Origin of the sequence: Kocuria sp. APC 4018 (assembly GCF_030407675.1) — a bacterium.
Taxonomy (GTDB): Bacteria; Actinomycetota; Actinomycetes; order Actinomycetales; family Micrococcaceae; genus Kocuria; species Kocuria rhizophila.
In genome coordinates, this window is sequence record NZ_JASDCY010000005.1 from 56,236 (window position 1) to 73,165 (window position 16,930).

13 protein-coding genes are annotated in these 16,930 nt (G+C 67.1%); 8 read left to right on the forward strand and 5 right to left on the reverse strand.

Features of this window, described 5'->3' with window-relative positions; translation table 11 throughout:
- The first annotated feature begins 22 nt into the window (after positions 1-22).
- Both QL985_RS01905 and QL985_RS01910 read left to right on the forward strand, forming a co-directional pair.
- Positions 23-949, forward strand: a complete 927-nt coding sequence (locus QL985_RS01905) for a hypothetical protein (RefSeq protein ID WP_019309568.1) — start codon at positions 23-25, stop codon at positions 947-949.
- Positions 933-2,012 carry a 4-hydroxy-3-methylbut-2-enyl diphosphate reductase gene (locus QL985_RS01910; RefSeq protein WP_290147439.1) on the forward strand — a complete coding sequence of 360 codons (1,080 nt, stop codon included), beginning with the start codon at positions 933-935 and terminating at the stop codon, positions 2,010-2,012. The genes QL985_RS01905 and QL985_RS01910 overlap by 17 nt, the downstream gene beginning before the upstream one ends.
- Positions 2,013-2,147: 135 nt before the next feature.
- Here QL985_RS01910 and QL985_RS01915 read toward each other — a convergent pair whose 3' ends face one another.
- The 5 genes from QL985_RS01915 to QL985_RS01935 all read right to left on the reverse strand — a co-directional run bounded on the left by QL985_RS01915 (position 2,148) and on the right by QL985_RS01935 (position 7,158).
- A complete protein-coding gene (locus QL985_RS01915) occupies positions 2,148-3,350 on the reverse strand; it encodes a DNA recombination protein RmuC (protein ID WP_290147440.1) in 1,203 nt (400 codons plus the stop codon).
- Positions 3,351-3,420: 70 nt separating this feature from the next.
- On the reverse strand, positions 3,421-4,032 hold the full coding sequence (locus QL985_RS01920) for a response regulator transcription factor (protein WP_259897550.1): 612 nt from the start codon (positions 4,030-4,032) through the stop codon (positions 3,421-3,423).
- Positions 4,029-5,369 carry a histidine kinase gene (locus QL985_RS01925; protein ID WP_290147442.1) on the reverse strand — a complete coding sequence of 447 codons (1,341 nt, stop codon included), beginning with the start codon at positions 5,367-5,369 and terminating at the stop codon, positions 4,029-4,031. The genes QL985_RS01920 and QL985_RS01925 overlap by 4 nt, the downstream gene beginning before the upstream one ends.
- Positions 5,366-6,127 carry an ABC transporter permease gene (locus QL985_RS01930; RefSeq protein ID WP_259897548.1) on the reverse strand — a complete coding sequence of 254 codons (762 nt, stop codon included), beginning with the start codon at positions 6,125-6,127 and terminating at the stop codon, positions 5,366-5,368. Before QL985_RS01930 ends, QL985_RS01925 begins: the two co-directional genes overlap by 4 nt.
- Before the next feature lie 104 nt (positions 6,128-6,231).
- A complete protein-coding gene (locus QL985_RS01935; RefSeq protein ID WP_290147444.1) occupies positions 6,232-7,158 on the reverse strand; it encodes an ABC transporter ATP-binding protein in 927 nt (308 codons plus the stop codon).
- 136 nt (positions 7,159-7,294) lie between these two features.
- Here QL985_RS01935 and ychF point away from each other — a divergent pair, with 136 nt between their 5' ends.
- The 6 genes from ychF to QL985_RS01965 all read left to right on the forward strand — a co-directional run bounded on the left by ychF (position 7,295) and on the right by QL985_RS01965 (position 15,562).
- Positions 7,295-8,398 (forward strand): redox-regulated ATPase YchF, encoded by a 1,104-nt coding sequence (ychF, locus tag QL985_RS01940; protein ID WP_290147446.1) that lies wholly within the window; start codon positions 7,295-7,297, stop codon positions 8,396-8,398.
- Positions 8,395-9,303 carry a hypothetical protein gene (locus tag QL985_RS01945; protein WP_290147447.1) on the forward strand — a complete coding sequence of 303 codons (909 nt, stop codon included), beginning with the start codon at positions 8,395-8,397 and terminating at the stop codon, positions 9,301-9,303. The genes ychF and QL985_RS01945 overlap by 4 nt, the downstream gene beginning before the upstream one ends.
- A 125-nt stretch (positions 9,304-9,428) precedes the next feature.
- Positions 9,429-11,564, forward strand: a complete 2,136-nt coding sequence (locus QL985_RS01950; protein ID WP_290147449.1) for a DNA methyltransferase — start codon at positions 9,429-9,431, stop codon at positions 11,562-11,564.
- Positions 11,565-14,147, forward strand: coding sequence for a DEAD/DEAH box helicase family protein (locus QL985_RS01955; protein ID WP_290147451.1), 2,583 nt, complete (start codon positions 11,565-11,567; stop codon positions 14,145-14,147).
- Between the two features lie 66 nt (positions 14,148-14,213).
- Positions 14,214-14,720: an SLATT domain-containing protein gene (locus QL985_RS01960; protein ID WP_290147461.1), complete on the forward strand. Its 507-nt coding sequence runs from the start codon at positions 14,214-14,216 to the stop codon at positions 14,718-14,720.
- Positions 14,717-15,562 (forward strand): nucleotidyltransferase, encoded by an 846-nt coding sequence (locus QL985_RS01965; RefSeq protein WP_290147453.1) that lies wholly within the window; start codon positions 14,717-14,719, stop codon positions 15,560-15,562. The genes QL985_RS01960 and QL985_RS01965 overlap by 4 nt, the downstream gene beginning before the upstream one ends.
- Positions 15,563-16,930: the final 1,368 nt, after the last annotated feature.

A 16,930-nucleotide genomic window follows, 5' to 3' on the forward strand; every position in this document is an offset into this window, starting at 1 on the left:
CGCTGCTCCCTAGAGTGGAGCGGTGAGCTCCTCGCCGTTCCCCCACCCCTCCGATGCCTTCCGCAGCGTGGCCGCCGCTGCGCTGGCCCTGCTGGCCGGCGCAGGCTTCGCCCTGTGGCTGGGGGTGTCCTGGCTGCAGGACCACCTGCTCTCGCCCTCCGGGTTCCAGGACACCGCCGCGTCCGTGATCACGGAGACGAGCTTCCAGGACGAGCTGGTCCGCACCCTGCTGGACCGGGCTACTTTCAGCGCCCTGGAGGACAAAGCCACCGGCATCGACGCCGTGGACCGGACGATCGAGTCCATCCGCGAGACGGTGGTGGACTCCGCCCAGTCCTGGCTGACCGCGCCCGAGCAGGAGGGCGCGTGGCTCGCGGTGCTCAACGACACCCACGACGCGAACATCCCCCTGACCCCCTCCGCCGGGCACGCGCCGGACGAGCTCGTGGTGGACGTCAGCGCGCTCGGGGAGGCCGTGAACCGCCAGGTGGAGGACGCCGTGGGCTTCTCCCCGGGCATCGACGAGCAGAACTTCACGGTGACCGTCCCGGGCGTGCACACGGGAGCGGTGGTGGACGCCCTCGTTCAGCTGGCCCAGTGGCGCTACGTCCTGCCGTGGCTCGCGGGCGCGGCCGGGATCGCCGCCGTGGTGGTGTCCCCGCGCCGCTGGCTCGCGCTCGCGGGAGTGGGAGTCGCGGGGGTGGTGTGCACGGGGATCGTGCTCGCCCTGGCGCTCGCGGGCGGACGCGCGGTGGTGGGCGCCGCCACCGTGGACCCGGTGGCGCACCTCGTGACCGAGCAGATCGTCTCGCTGCTGCAGGAGTCCTTCACGCAACGCGGCGTCACCGGCATGATCTGGGCGGGGGTCGTGGCGCTGGCGGGTGTGATCGGCGCCGTGGTGCGTGTCCGTACGGTCACTTACGATAGTGGTCATGTCCACCGTGGTTGACCTCTCCATGCCCACCGTCCCCCGGGTGCGTCGCACTCCCCAGGAGATTGCCGACGCCGCTCCGGTCACCGGGCGCAAGGTGCTCCTGGCAGCGCCGCGCGGCTACTGCGCGGGCGTGGACCGGGCCGTGATCGCCGTGGAGAAGGCCCTGGAGCACTACGGCGCCCCGGTGTACGTGCGCAAGGAGATCGTGCACAACAAGCACGTGGTGCAGACGCTGGAGGAACGCGGAGCCGTGTTCGTGGAGGAGACCGACGAGGTCCCCGAGGGCTCGCTGGTCGTGTTCTCCGCCCACGGGGTGTCCCCGGCGGTGGTGCAGTCCGCGCAGGAGCGGAACCTCAACACCATCGACGCCACCTGCCCGCTGGTCACCAAGGTGCACCGCGAGGCCGTGCGCTTCGCCAAGAACGACTACGAGATCCTGCTGATCGGCCACGTGGGCCACGAGGAGGTCGAGGGCACGTTCGGGGAGGCTCCCGAGCACATCCAGGTCGTGAACTCCCCGGAGGACGTGGACACCCTGGAGGTGCACGATCCCGACAAGGTCGTGTGGCTGTCCCAGACCACCCTCAGCGTGGACGAGACCATGGAGACGGTGAACCGGCTGCGTGCCAAGTTCCCCAACATGATCGACCCGCCCAGCGACGACATCTGCTACGCCACCTCCAACCGGCAGGCCGCGATCAAAGAGATCGCCCCGCAGGCGGACCTGGTGCTGGTGGTGGGTTCGGCGAACTCCTCCAACTCGGTGCGCCTCAAGGAGGTGGCCCTGGAGTACGGGGCCCGGCGCGCGGAGCGCGTGGACTTTGCCAACCAGGTGGACGAGTCCTGGTTCGAGGGCGTGGCCACCGTGGGGCTGACCTCCGGCGCGTCGGTGCCCGAGGTGCTCGTGCAGCAGGTTCTGGACCTGCTCGCGGAGTACGGCTACGGGGAGGTCGAGGAAGTGGTGACCGCCCAGGAGGACATCCTCTTCTCCCTGCCCAAGGAGCTGCGCGCCAAGCTCGCGAGGGACGGGGACACCACCCGCGGTCTGGGTGGCCGCGGCACCAAGCCCTCGCGCTGAGCTGTGGCGCCGGGCCCTCCTACGGGCCCCAGCACCCGCTCCTCACGTCGAGTCTCGGTAACCGCTCCTCACGCTGAGCCCTGGTGCCGGTCCCTCGCGTTGAGCCCCGGCACCAGCCCCGCGGGATGGGCGGCGTCAGTCGTTCACGAACTCCGTGGCCGTGACCGGACGGGGCACCGAGTCCACGGGCCTGGTCTCCAGTGCCTCGGAGTCGGTGGCCGTGGGATCCAGTTCGGCGATCCTGCGCGCCGAGGGCAGCACTCGTGACTCCAGCGATCCCACGAGCTTGTTGTAGCCCTCCACCGAGCGCCGCAGCGAACCGCCCATGTCGGACAGGTGCTTGCCCACCGAGCCCATGCGGTCGTAGAGCTCCCGGGACAGCCGGTACAGTTCCCGGGCGTTGTCCGTGAGGGTGGCCTGACGCCAGCTGAACGCCACGGCCTTGAGCGAGGCGAGCAGGGACACCGGGGACACCAGGGCCACGTTCGCACGCGCCGCGTGATCCAGCAGGGAGGCATCCGCATCCAGCGCGGCGGCCAGGGCGGACTCGACCGGGACGAAGCACATCACCAGCTCGGGAGAGTTCTCCTCCGCGGACCAGTACTTCTTGGTGCCCAGCGTGTTCACGTGCGCCCGCAGAGCCTTGGCGTGGGCGGCGAGCAGCTGGGCGCGGCGCTGCTCGTTCTCGGGGGAGCCGTCCGAGGGGACGGCCTGGGCGTCAAGGTAGGAGGACATGGGGGCCTTCGCATCCACCACCACGGTCTGCGCCCCGGGCAGGTTGACCACCATGTCCGGGCGCTGGATACCGGATTCCGTGGAGCGCACCGTCTGCTCCGTGAAGTCCACGTGGCGAGTCATGCCTGCCGCCTCCACCACGCGGCGCAGCTGCATTTCACCCCAGGCGCCGCGAGCCGTGGTGGAGCGCAGGGAACCCTCCAGGGAGGTGGTGGCGTGCAGCAGCTGCTGGTCCGTGGTGCGGGCCGCCTCCAGGGCCTGGGCCACGGCCCCGAACTGCTGTGCACGGTCCCGCTCCAGCTGGTTCACGTGCCGCCCCACGGAGGAGAGCTGGTCGTTGAGCGGTGCCAGCGCGCGCATGACGTCCTGATCCTGCACGGCCCGAGCCTCGAGGGACTCGACACGCTGCTCGAGCTGCTCAGCGGCGGCCCGCGCGGAGGCGGCGTCCTGCAGGGCGGCGAGCCTCTGCCCCCGGGCCTCCTCCAGCTCGGTCTCCAGCGCCGTGGACTTCTGGTGGGCCAGCACGTACCCCAGCACCACACCCACCACGAGGGCGAACAGCGCCCACAACCACCACACCTGAGCCATCACCGAAGCATCCATGCGCTCACCATGACAATGCTGTCCGACACGCACAAGCGCCCCGGCGGGGCTCGTCACCGGATCCGGAGGGCTACAGCCACCCGTTGCGCGCGGCGACGGCCACCGCCTCGGTCCGGTTGGCGGTTCCGGTCTTGCCGATCGCCGAGGACAGGTGGTTGCGCACCGTCCCCGCGGAGAGGTGCAGGGCCCGCCCGATCTGCCCCGCCGAGGCCCCGTGGGACGCTTCCCGCAGCACGTCCTGCTCCCGTGGGGTCAGGGGGTTCGGTCCGGCCAGCAGGGACTTCTCGGCCAGCGCCGGATCGACCACGCGCAGCCCGGCGTGCACCTTCCGGATGGCCTCTGCGAGCTCCGCAGCGGGGGTGTCCTTGACCACGAAACCGGACGCCCCGGCGTCGAACGCGCGCCGCAGGTAGCCGGGGCGGTCGAACGTGGTGACCATCAGGCACCGCGTCCCGCGCCCGGCGGCCACGATTCGCTCGGTGGCCTCCAGCCCGGTGAGGCCGGGCATCTCGATGTCCAGCAGGGCCACGTCCAAGGCGAGCTCCCCGGCAAGAGCGACCGCCTCGGCACCGTCGGCGGCCTGGGCCACCACGGTGATGTCCGGTTCCAGGTCCAGCAGAGCGGCCAGTCCGGCGCGCACGAGGGCCTGGTCGTCCGCGATCAGCACTCGGATCTCGGTCATGCCCGCCTCACCTCCACGATCGTGCCGCCCCGGGGATCCCGCGCCACGGTCACCTCACATCCCGCCGCATGAGCCCGCTCCTTCATGCCGCGGATGCCGTTGCCCTCTCGCAGCTCCGGTTCGGCGGCACCGCCCCCGGTGCTCGCCTCGGGTCCGGAGCGCGACGACGCCGCCTCACCGCGGGCCCCGGCACGCACCGGCCGCTGAATGTCCGGGCCGACAGGCCCCACCCCGTTCCGATAGGAAGCATCCGCCGCGGCGTCGTCGGGGCGCGGGCGGCTCGTCGAGGGCGCCCCGCCGCCCGGACGAGCGGCGGTGTCGGTTCGCGCTGAGTGGTGAGTGGGGGCACCCGCGGCCCGTGCGCCGTCGTCCGCGATGCGAAGCGACGAACCGGTGAGCGTGACGCGGCAGTGAGCGGCGCCCGAGTGGCGAACCACATTGGTCACGGCCTCGCGCAGGATCCATGCGAACACGGAACGGGTGACGGCGTCGAGGGGCGGGACCGAGGACGGCAGGTGCGGGGTGATCCCGGCGGCGCGCAGGGCGGCACGTGCCTGGACGAGCTCCACCCCCAGATCCAGGTCGCGCAGCCTGCCCACCGTGGAGCGGACGTCGGTGAGGGCTTCGCGGGACAGGGCCAGGACGTCGTCCAGCTCGGCGACGGCGCGCTGCGGGTCCGTCTCCACGAGACGCTGGGCGAGCTGCGTCTTGACGGTGATGACCGTGAGGGAGTGGCCCAGGATGTCGTGGACGTCCCGGCCCACGGCCTCGCGCTGCCGGGAGACCTCGAGCTCGCGGGCCAGGCGCTCATGGGTCTCGGAGCGCTCCACGGCGAAGCGGGAGAGCAGGATGATCGGCCCGGGCAGGACCAGGCCGAACAGCGGCCAGAACCACTGCTCCCGGGGGAGCAGCATGAGCAGCGGCACCAGGGCCGCCAGCTCGATCAGGAGCGCGGCCAGGATCCCCTGGCGCAGGGGCAGCCGGAACGCGCACACGGCCACGAAGAACGGCGCCGTGTAGGTCATTCCCCACGGGGAGGCCGGCAGCAGCAGGGTGAGCGGCACCAGCAGGACCACGCACCACAGCGCGGCGTTGCCCAGCACGCTCAGGCGCGGGACCAGGATGTGCCGGATCCAGGAGACCGTGTAGAGCCCGGCGAAGAGCACCAGTCCGAGCAGTCCCAGGGCAGTGGCCCAGACCGACTCGTCGCTCTGCAGCAGTGCCGCGGCGGGGATGACGAGGAACACGAGCCAGACGGTGGCGAACAGCAGGTCGGACCAGTCGTGCTCGGGTTCCTCGGTGCGTGGGCGCGGCGCGGTCCGCGTGGGGGTGCTCATCGGCGGGCCGTGGACGTCCGGGCGGCCAGCAGCGCGATGATCCCGAACACGGCGGCCCAGGCCACGGCGTTGACCACGAGCCACAGCAGGCTGTCGGTCTGCGGGGCACCGCCCATGGTGGCCACCTCACCTTCGGTCACGGGATAGCGGGCAATGCCCACGATTCCATACATGGGGGTGAAGCGGGCGACGGCCAGCATCCCGCCGGAGAGCGGCATGAACACGTTGCCGAAGAACGCGAAGACCACCAGCGCGCCGGAGGCGGCCCCCACGGCGGTGTCCGAGCGGAAGATCAGGCCTGCGGCGAGCCCGTAGAGGGCGAACACCACGGAGACCACCACGCACAGCACGGCGGCCAGCGCCCAGCGCCAGAGATCGTCCATCGAGGCGTTGGTGAACGCTCCCACCAGGAACACGATGACCACGGGCAGCACGGCGATCAGCAGAGCCACCGCCACCTTGGTGGCCGCGTAGCCGCCCGTGCCCATGGGGGTCAGGGCGAGCTGCCGGCCCCAGCCCTGCAACCGTTCCACGGCCGCGCCGGCGGAGATCGCGGTGGTTGCGGTGACGGCCCCGTAGACGGCCATCGACACCATCACGTACGCGGAGACGTTGCCCCCGGGCAGGCGGGCGTCGGACCAGCCCTGCACCGCGCCGAACAGGATGAACAGCACGGCGGGCAGCAGGGCCACGAACACGAGGTTGGGGATCGCGCGGACGTTCCGCAGGACGTCGTGGGCGGTGTAGGTCAGGGACATGACGGGCTCCTTGGGGTCTGGGTGCGGTTATAAACGCACGAGCTGCGGGGCGAGGGGAGGGGCGGGAGAACGGTGCGGTCACCCGCGGTGCGCTGCGCGCGGGGTCACGCGGCCGCGTCGTCTCGATGGATCAACGCCGCGAACGCCTCGTCCAGGCCGCCGCGGGAGATCTCCAGCGCGCTCGCGGGGGTGCGGGTCAGCAGCTCGCGGGCGAGGGCGTCCGCGTCCTCGGTGCGCAGGTGCACGCGGGACTCCGAGCGGCGCGAGACGGTGGCGCCCGCGAACTCGGGCAGTGGTTCGCCCGGTGGCCACACGAAGGAGACGGTGTGGTGCCGAGACATGGAGCGCAGCTCGTCCACGGAGCCGTCGAACGTGACGCGCCCGGCATCCATGAGGACGATCCGCTCGGCGACGTCCTCCGCCTCCTGGAGGTAGTGCGTGGCAAACACGACCGTGAGCCCGCGCTCGGTCTCGGCGCGCATCGCGTCCCAGAACTCGGTGCGGGACTGCACGTCCATGCCCGCGGTCGGCTCGTCCAGCACGAGCAGCTCGGGGCGCGGGAGCAGGGCCAGGGCAAAGCGGACGCGCTGCTGCTGCCCACCCGAGCACTTGGCCACCTTCCGGCGCGCGAACGACGCCGCACCCGCCCGTTCCAGCGCCTCGTCCACGGGCAGTGGGTCCGGGTAGAGGGACGCGATCATGGTCACGGTCTCGCGCACGCTCAGGTCCGCGAGCAGCCCACCCACCTGCTGCACCGCGCCCACCTTCCCGTGGGCCACGGCCGCGCGCGGGCGCTCGCCGCACACGCTCACCGCCCCGGAGGTGGGCTCGCTCATGCCGAGCACCATGTCCAGCAGGGTCGTCTTCCCGGCGCCGTTCGGCCCCAGCAGGGCGACGACGCCGCCGCGCGGGATCTCCAGCGAGACACCCTGCACGGCGCGGACCGTCTCGGAGCGGGTGCGGAAGGTCTTGACGGCGTCCTGCACCTGGATGGCGGGGGAGTGGGGCTGCGGTGGGTGTGTGGTGTTCATGGGTCCAGATTCCCGTGCGGCGGGTCGCCGCTGAACTGCTGATTGTCACGAGTGGGGCGTGACATGTGTCAGGGGTGGGGTGGGCCGCGGAGTCGCGTGGCGGCGTCGTCGGGCGGCCCCGGTAAGATGGCGGACCGTGGCTCTTACTATTGGAATCGTCGGTCTGCCGAACGTCGGAAAATCAACCCTGTTCAACGCGCTCACGCGCAACACGGTGCTCGCCGCGAACTATCCGTTCGCGACCATCGAGCCGAACGTGGGCGTGGTGAACCTGCCGGACGAGCGGCTGGACAAGCTCGCGGAGCTGTTCGACTCGCAGAAGATCGTGCCGGCCACGGTGTCCTTCGTGGACATCGCGGGCATCGTGAAGGGCGCGTCCGAGGGGGAGGGGCTGGGCAACCAGTTCCTGGCCAACATTCGTGAGGCGCACGCGATCGCCCAGGTGATCCGCGTGTTCGACGATCCGGACGTGATCCACGTGGACGGCAAGATCGACCCGGCCTCGGACCGCGAAACCATCAACACGGAGCTGATCCTCGCGGACCTGCAGACGCTGGAGAACGCGATCCCCAAGCTGGAGAAGCAGGTCAAGATCAAGAAGGGCTCGCCCGAGCAGTTGGCCGCCTACCAAGCCGCGGAGAAGGTGCTGGCGGAGGGGCGCACGATCTTCGAGGCCGCCGGGCCCGAGAAGCTCGACACCGACAACCTGCGTGAGCTGAACCTGCTCACCGCCAAGCCGTTCATCTACGTGTTCAACGCGGACGAGGGCGTGCTGTCCTCACCCGAGCGTCAGGCTGAGCTGGAGGCGCTGGTGGCGCCCGCGCAGTGCGTGTTCCTGGACGCGAAGCTCGAGGCTGACCTCGTGGAGCTCTCCGAGGAGGAGGCCCGCGAGATGCTGGAGATGGAGGGCCAGGACGAGTCCGGCCTGGACAAGCTGGCCCGCGTGGGCTTCTCCACCCTGGGCCTGCAGACCTACCTCACCGCCGGCCCCAAGGAGGCCCGCGCGTGGACCATCAACCAGGGCGACACCGCACCCAAGGCCGCCGGAGTGATCCACTCGGACTTCGAGCGGGGCTTCATCAAGGCGGAGATCGTCTCCTACGACGACCTCATGGCCGCCGGGTCCATGGCCGACGCGAAGGCCGCGGGCAAGGTGCGCATGGAGGGCAAGGAGTATGTGATGCAGGATGGGGATGTGGTGGAGTTCCGTAGCGGATTAACATCTGGGGGCAGGAAGTGACATCTGACCGGACCTTCGAACGCGAACAACGACTTCGGGCGATCGCGCGATGGGCCGAAGTGGGGGTGCTTGAGCCTCGGTCGCTGCTACCCATTGAGAAGGCGTTCTTGGAGCGAGTCGAGGCGAATTCCGATTCGTTCTTCAAGCCAGTCGCCGTGAACAATCTTGAAGGCGTCGAGTTTCATCGTGAACTGAGTTACCTGCTTGACGCATTCGATTCCCTCCCAGGCCGGGTCGACCAGGCGTTCGACTCAACCTGGAAAGCCCTCGAACTTGAGACGAGTCAACTTCATGGCGGGCATGTTACTGGTCGTTTAGAATCTGCGGCACTTAAAGTGGATCCGCTCATAGTCGCCGAGATATGTGCTGGCGTTCCAGTTCAGACTTGTGAGTACGCGTACAAGCGGCTCATTGTCGAATTTTTAGATGGGGAAGCCCAGTTCGGTCTCGTGAATCGAGTGAGAGAACGGGCAACGCCAGCAATTCTTGAACTCCTGGACTTCATGAAGATTACTTATGGGATCGACCCACCGGAAGCTCGCCGGAAGGGCGCTTTGCTTTTGCGTCGTGCGCTAAGGGGGGAAGTGCTCAAGATAGGTCCAAACCCGACCTTTCAACTGGACGAAACGTCTCGAGCTCGATTCTTGGTGCTGCTGGTTCTATACACGGCGCGCAATGAGCGTTTTCATGGGTCATCCTTCTCACCGTTTGTCAGTAGCGACGCGAGTTTACGAACGTACACTCACCCGTTCTTCGCGTTCCTAGCTTCGTATTACTTGCTTCTGGCCCTGTGGTTTGAGACGCGATCGGACGCGGTAATCGCCTCGCGGGATGAAGTTCTCGAATCTCTCCGGGCTAATCTTCAAGTAGCCCGGTCTGTGTTCGGAAACCATTGGGAGAAATGATGGGCAATAATCTTGACCGAGGCTTACGGTGGGTCGGCTACGTGGTGGAGTTCCGTAGCGGATTAACCTCTGGTGGTAAGAAGTAGACACGCGAGGTCATCAGTGCGGGCGAGGAAGGCACACCATTGTCGAGACTGACGGAACTGCTTCGGCAGGCGCGCAAGGCCGATCCGCAACTCGGTGCTGATCTGGAAGCAGAGATCGCCGCGCTCACTAAGCGTCGCACCTTCGGCCTCGTCTTCGAGCAGCATCAGCCCGAGGCCGTCGAGCTGCCCGGCAGGCCAGTGCGACGCGGCGACAAGGTGCGCGTGCTTCCGCCTCGTGGGGAGACGAAGACCGGCGACCAGCGGCTGTGGCGCGTCACGCGGATCGAACGGGTCGACGGGCAGCGCCTGGCCCATCTCGCGGAGCTGGACGCCGAGGAGCCCGAGGCTTGCTCTGTGCCCGCAGACGACGTGGTGGTCGTCGCGGAGTTCCGGGATCGCATCTACCCCGGCCTGGTGGAGACGGGCAGGGTCGAGCCAGGCGGCGACAAGCCGTTCCACACGGTCATCAACGCGGAGAATTACCACGCGCTGGAGATGCTGACGTACACCCACCGGCACTCCATCGACGCCATCTACATCGATCCGCCGTACAACACTGGCGCCAAGGACTGGAAGTACAACAACGACTACGTGGAGTCAGACGACGACTACCGGCACTCGAAGTGGCTTGCCTTCATTGAGCGGCGCCTGAAGATCGCTCGCGAGTTGCTGAAGCCCGATGACTCGGTACTCATCGTCACGATTGACGAGAAGGAGTACCTGCGGTTGGGCCTGCTGCTGGAGCAGACGTTCCCGGAAGCGCGGGTCACTATGGTGACAAGTTCCATCAACGCCGCTGGAGCAACCCGGAAAGGTACCTTCGCCCGCTCGGCTGAGTATCTCTACTTCGTCCAGTTCGGAGAGAGTCGCCCAGTTGCACTTCCGCTTGAAGATGAGTGGAATCCGGTCCGCACGAAGAACAAGCAGGACATCTACTGGAGCCGTCTCATCCGTAGCGGTGCGGACTCCTCGCGGGCGGACAGCCCCAACCAGTTCTACCCGATCTTCGTGCGGGACACCGCCGAGGGGCCCGTTTTCGAGGGAGTGGGGGACGCCGTCATCGGTACGGAGCGCGGCGATGTTCCAGTCCCGGACGGTTGTGTTGCAGTGTGGCCTATCCGTAAGGACGGAACCGAAGGCCGCTGGCGTGTCGGTCCCGCTGTCCTGCGAGGTCTGGTCGAGGCCGGACATGCTCGCCTTGGTGGTTGGCGCGGGGAGAGCACGACGGTCTACTACCTCAAGCAGGGCGAAGCCAAGAAGGTGCTCGATGGCACCTTCCCGGTACTCGGGCATCGCCCAGATGGCTCGGTGGTGACCGACTCCTCCGACTACCGTCCGCGATTCGTACCAACCGACCTCTGGCGTATCACCAGCCACGACGCGGGCAACAGCGGTACGCGACTCCTTGCCAACCTATTGCCAGGCCGCAGGTTTCCCTTCCCGAAGTCCTTGTACGCGGTCGAGGACGCCCTGCGATTCTTCGTGGCCGAGAAGCCTGGAGCGAAGGTACTGGACTTCTTCTCGGGCTCGGGTACCACGGCCCACGCGGTGATCCGCCTGAACCGGGAGGATGGCGGGCGTCGTCAGTGCATCTCGGTCACCAACAACGAGGTCTCGGCTGACGAACAGACGAGACTCCGTAGGCAAGGCTTGCGCCCTGGTGATGCGGACTGGGAGGCGTTGGGCATCTGCGACCACATCACGAAGCCCCGACTCACGGCGGCGATCAGTGGTAAGACGCCGGAAGATGCGCCAATCAACGGCGAGTACAGGTTCAACGACGAGTTCCCCATGTCGGAGGGTTTCGTGGAGAACGCGGCCTTCTTCACGCTCACGTATGAGGCACCGTTGTCGGTACGGCATAACCGGGCGTTTGAGCGCGTGGCTCCGATGCTGTGGCTGCGTGCGGGCTCACGCGGTCGGATCATCTACGACCTGGGCGAGGACGGCTGGGACGTGTCCGAGTCCTATGGCGTGCTGGAGAACCTGGACCAGGCGGATGAGTTCGTGGCCGCGGCGAGTGCTCGGGAAGGCATCGAGATCGCGTACGTCGCCACGGATGACGACAGCGCCTTCCAGATAGTGTGCCGCGAACTGCCCGGCAAGGTCGTCCCGGTGCGGCTGTACGAGTCCTACCTCCAGAACTTCGAGATCAACTCCGGGCGGAGCCTGTAGATGCGATACACGCTGAAGGACTACCAGGCCGACGCCGTGCGTGACGTGCTGCGAAACCTGGACCGCGCCCGCGATTCTTACCACCGCTACGGCGCGAAGTCGCAGTTCTCCCTCGCAGCGACAACGGGTGCGGGCAAGACCGTGATGGCGGCTGCGGTGATCGAGGCGCTGTTCTTCGGCAGCGATGAGTTTGACGTGGCACCTGATCCTGGCGCGGTCGTGCTGTGGTTCTCTGACGACCCGGCGCTGAACGAGCAGTCGCGTGCTCGCATCCAGGCCGCGGCAAGCGAGTTGGACCACCGCCTGCGCGTGGTTCCGACGACGTTCTCCGAGCCCTCGTTCCGTCCCGGCAACGTCTACTTCCTCAACACACAGAAGTTGAGCAAGAACTCCCGCCTGGTCAAGGGCGCGCCGGATGTCAACGGTGACGAGACGCTGCCCGGTCTGGAGCGCCGTCCCGACGAGGTCCAGTCGTCCATCTACGACACGATCACAAACACCATCGCCAACGAGGACCTGACCCTCTACCTCGTGCTGGACGAGGCGCACCGCGGCATGGGGACGCGCGCACGCGAACGGTCCACCATCGTGCAGCGACTCATCAACGGCCAGGGCAGCGTGCCTGCAATGCCGGTCGTCTTCGGCATCTCCGCCACGGTTGAGCGGTTCGAGAGCGCGATGAAGGACGCCAAGGGCCGTGACGCCCTCCCGTCGGTGCAGGTGGACTCCGCGCTAGTCCAGGCCTCGGGACTCCTGAAGGACGACATCGCCCTGTCGATCCCTGCCGAGGACGGCGCGTTCGAGACCGTGCTCCTGACCAAAGCCGTCGAGAAGATCAAGGCCTCCGAGAGCGCGTGGCAGGACTATGCACGCGAGCAGGGCGAGTCCAAAGCCGTTCGCCCACTGCTGGTGGTCCAGGTCGGGGACAAGCCCTCGCAGGAGACGCTCACCCGCACGCTGGACACGATCTACGAGGCGTGGCCGGAGCTGCCTTTCGACGCCGTGGCGAACGTCTTCGGAGAGCACACGGACCTGACCATCGGACAGCAGGTCGTGCCGTACATCGAACCGCAGCGGGTCCAGGACGCCACGCACGTACGTGTGCTGCTGGCCAAGAGCGCGATCTCGACCGGCTGGGATTGCCCACGCGCCGAGGTGCTCGTGTCCTTCCGGCCAGCCAAGGACCGCACCCACATCACGCAGCTGCTCGGACGGATGATGCGCACACCGCTCGCCAGGCGCATCCCCGGCAACGAGCTGCTCAACTCGGTGGACTGCCTGCTGCCGCTCTTCGATCGCAAGACCGCGACGGGAGTCGCGGAACTGCTGATGAAGGGCGCGACGAGCAAGGACGCCGACGAGGGAGAGGACGGCGGCGGTGGCCTCGGGCGCCGGGTGCTGTTCGACCCGATCCCGCTGCACCCGAACCCGGCGATCGCTCAGGCCGTGTGGGATCGGTTCGCGGTCATCACCTCGGTGACGATCCCGAAGAAGAACGTCAAGCCCATCCGTAGACTCACCGCACTGGCGACGGCGATGTCGAAGGACCACCTTGTGAACGAGGCCGTGGAACAGGCGCACAAGCACCTCCACGCCGCGCTCGACGGGCGCGCGGTGCAGTACAAGGAGAAGATCGCGAAGGCACGCGAGGATGTGCTCACGATGGAAGGCGAAGAGGTCCGAGGCCGGATCGGCGGCGGGTTCTCCCACCGCGCGTTCTCCGTCAGCGCTGACCCCCGCGCCATCGAAGACTACTACCGAACTGCCACCCGTGTGTTGAGCCCGGCGTTGTGCGCTTCCTACGTCGATCACCTGGTCGGGCCAGACGGTGACGAGGACGAACTCCTCGAAGCGCACATCACCGTCGCCTCGCTCGGGCGTGTGCCCGAGATCGCGCAGGCGGTCGAGGCCGAGGCAGATGCGCTGGCCCGTGACTGGCTCACGCAGACCCGCGTGGCTCGGAAGGGGTTGAGTGACGAGCGCCAGGCCGAGTACGACGGTCTGGAGTCGATGTCCACGACGCCAGAACCGATCAGCCTAGCTACGCCGAAGAACGGCCAGGCCGATACTAAGGTGCGCCACCCGGACGGCTCCGAGGAGGACCTGCCCACCCGTGAAATGCACCTGCTCGCATCCGCGGACGGGACTGTCCCGATTACCTTGAACGAGTGGGAGCGCAAGGTCCTCGACTCCGAAGCCGCGCAGCCCGGCTTCCAGGGCTGGTACCGCAACCCCGACCGCACGGCGAAGGAATCCCTCGCCGTGGCCTACAAGGACGAGGTGGGCGACTGGAAGGCGCTGCGCCCGGACTTCATCTTCTTCGGCACCAACCACGACGGCAGCGTCGCCGTGGACCTCGTAGACCCACACGGCCACCACCTCTCCGACGCCCTGCCAAAACTGCGAGGACTGGCCGACTTCGCGGAGCGGTTTGCGAACGACTTCCGCCGCGTCGAGTCCGTGGCTGAGACGGGTGGCGTGCTGCGCGTCCTCGACATCACCAAGCCTCGCGTGCGGGAGGCGATCCGCGATGCCCAGAGCGCCAAAGCCCTGTACGAGTCGGATTTGGCCAGTGACTACTGACCTGCTCACCCAACCCGCGCCCGTTCCCAGCGTGCGGGCCGGTATTCGCCGCGCAGGGAGGCAGTGATGATGGGAGAGTCGCAGCGGGCGGCCATCCAAGCGGAGGTGGCTCGCGTTCACGAGAGCGCGGTCTTCTCGGCGCAGGGCCAGTTCGAGGCGGCCAAAGCGTGGAGGGCGCTCCATTGGACGCTCGGTGTCCTTACCGCGGCGCTGAGCACGCTGGCTGCGGTGCTGACGTTCGCTGCCGATGCTCAGGTCGCGTCAGGAATCCTGGCGGTGGTCGCGGCCATTGCTGCCGCGGTACTGACGAGCAGCCGTCCCGACAAACTTGCTGAGCGGGCCGTGGCTCGGGGCAACGACTACACGACATTGCGGAACGACGCACGGCGTGTGCTGCATGTGCAGGTTCCCAACGATGAGGTCGGTGTTCTTCGGGAAGCGCTCGACGGACTTGCCGGACGTGCTTCCGATCTCGATCACACGTCAGACCCGATTCCTCGCTTTGCCTACAATAGGGCCAAGCGGAACATCGAGCGGGACGGTGGGCAGCAGTTCGAGGTTGATGCCTCGTGAGTGCGACAGCACTCTCCACGTTGGAGTCGCTGATCCGCACGATGACTCCAGACGAGGCAGCGCGCACTGCGGCTGCGAAGCACCGCAAGGAGATCGAGGACTGGCTCACGTCCGACCTGGGCATCATCCGCATGCGCGAGACAGGCTCATGGCATCACGGGACTGCGCTCGACAGGTTCAGCGACGTGGACTACTTCGTCTCGATGCGCGACAGTCGTCCCTCTGGCTCCTCTACGGCCCTCGAAGACCTGCGCGCATCGCTGTCGCGCGGCATACAGGGCGCGTTCGTCTCAATCGACCGTCCAGCCGTGCGCCTGCGCTACTTCGATGACGGCCCCGATGTGGAGATCACGCCCGCCTACTACCAGGACACCGACGATTACGACATTCCCGATCCTGACAGCACCGGATGGATACGCAGCAACCCGGCAGTCCACCTGGAGTACGTAGATCGGGCGCAGAAGGAGACTGACGGTCGCGCCAAGGGGCTCATCCGTCTCGTGAAGACCTGGAAGTCCTGGAACAACGTCCCGCTCTCGTCGTTCTATCTTGAGATGCGCACTGCGCAGTATGCGCTCGGCAACAAGCCGATCATCTACGACTGGGACCTTCGCGACATCTTCAAGAGTCTCGCCAACAACGGACTCCGGGAGATGAACGATCCGACCAACTACGGGCGGCGGATCACGACAGGCACGAGCAACCTCGCAGAGTCGATCACCGCGAAGTACGCGGTCGAAGAGGCCGCGCGCCTGGCGCGGCTCGCGCGCGAAGCCGCGGAGGCCGACGACCATTCCACCGCCATCCGTCATCTGCTCACCCTGTTCAACTGCGAAGCGTGATCGTGTCACGCAGGCATTGCATTGGCGGAAAATGGCGCTGCGCTGTCATCTCGCCACGCGTTGCCAAGGGCCTTAGAAGGGCGGTGGAGCAAGGTGTTCCAGCAACTCTCGAAGCGCGGCTTGCTCGGCGGCTGGGCGAACAGACTCGCGGTGCCGGAGCCACTCGGCTGTCTCGCGTACGGATTCCTGATCGGCGTCAGGGAGCGAGGGTCGGGTGGACTCTCGCACACGCGCTACTTGCTCATGCAAAGCGTCCGCGGCATCGGGCATTGGGTCGATTACTTCGAGCCCGTCCCTGATCGACCGAGGCGTTATTGTCGGGTGGCCGTCGGGTGCGAACCACAACCCGCGTAGCAGCCCGATTCGATAGCCAGCAGGCCAGACGCTCAGGTCATCGGATTCCAGACAGGGGTCGAGACCGTCCCACTTCACAACGAACGTCTGTCGCATCACACGCTGCCCCACTGCGACCCCAAGTTCCTGCTGATGGTGTGTCTCAATAGCGGACAGGTTTGCGGCCTCCAAGCGGCGGCGCAGGTCGCCCGAGTGGAACGTTGCGGGCTGCTCAACGAGGTCCCGAATCAGCAGGGATGGCCGTCCTTCAGAGAACAGGCCCAGACGGCGCACGGCCCATCGGGCCCAAGTCAATCCTCCGTCTAACGCCAGGTCCACCATTTCGTCGCGTATGTCCGGCATGCCGGCACGGCCGTGGCCGCCGCCAAACTGGTTCCTAACGAGGCCGAGGCTAGCAGCAATCTTTCGAGCCTGGGAAGCAGCTCTAGTGAATTCGCCGCCCCGTGCAAGAGCATGGCCAGGTTGTTCCGCAAGGAGGTCGTGGGCACGTCCGATGCTCTTTTCGTACGAGTCGTTCGGCTGTGCAGGTTCGCCTGCGATGTCAAGCGCGACTCGGGCTGTCGCTTCGACGACGCACTTGATATCGCTTAGTGCCTGACCGTCGTCAGCTGCGTCCAGTGAGCGATGCAGTCGTTCCAGTTCGATGGTGATGCACGACCAGTGCTCGTCACCCAGGAATTGCGGGCGCTGAATCTGGAACCGGTCATATCTTTCCGCTGGCACGCTGCCTCCTAGGCCTTCAGTCTTGTCCCTGAGTCTGCCAGCGGACAACCGCTGACGTCAGTCTGGGGTGGTGCTAGTCGAGTCGGAACAAGCCCTCCCGGACACCAGCACAGTCGCAGAAGCCGTCTGCCACAGAAGGGGTCTGCACACACGCAGCGCGAGGCTAGGCGTGTGTCCAATACTTGCAGGAATCCTATGCGGTCAGCGAGCAGTTGGGACTGCCGCACATTTAGGTGACAGTTGGGGGTGTCAGGCCGCGAGGCTCACGGCCGGGTTCATGATGGTCTCGTA

Bases quoted from the DNA above. Each gene is read 5' to 3' on its own strand.
- QL985_RS01955 (WP_290147451.1), top strand. From the start codon at position 11,565: ATGCGATACACGCTGAAGGACTACCAGGCCGACGCCGTGCGTGACGTG.
- QL985_RS01920 (WP_259897550.1), bottom strand. From the start codon at position 4,032: ATGACCGAGATCCGAGTGCTGATCGCGGACGACCAGGCCCTCGTGCGC.
- QL985_RS01925 (WP_290147442.1), bottom strand. From the start codon at position 5,369: ATGAGCACCCCCACGCGGACCGCGCCGCGCCCACGCACCGAGGAACCC.
- QL985_RS01935 (WP_290147444.1), bottom strand. From the start codon at position 7,158: ATGAACACCACACACCCACCGCAGCCCCACTCCCCCGCCATCCAGGTG.
- QL985_RS01910 (WP_290147439.1), top strand. From the start codon at position 933: ATGTCCACCGTGGTTGACCTCTCCATGCCCACCGTCCCCCGGGTGCGT.
- QL985_RS01930 (WP_259897548.1), bottom strand. From the start codon at position 6,127: ATGTCCCTGACCTACACCGCCCACGACGTCCTGCGGAACGTCCGCGCG.
- QL985_RS01915 (WP_290147440.1), bottom strand. From the start codon at position 3,350: ATGGATGCTTCGGTGATGGCTCAGGTGTGGTGGTTGTGGGCGCTGTTC.
- QL985_RS01960 (WP_290147461.1), top strand. From the start codon at position 14,214: ATGATGGGAGAGTCGCAGCGGGCGGCCATCCAAGCGGAGGTGGCTCGC.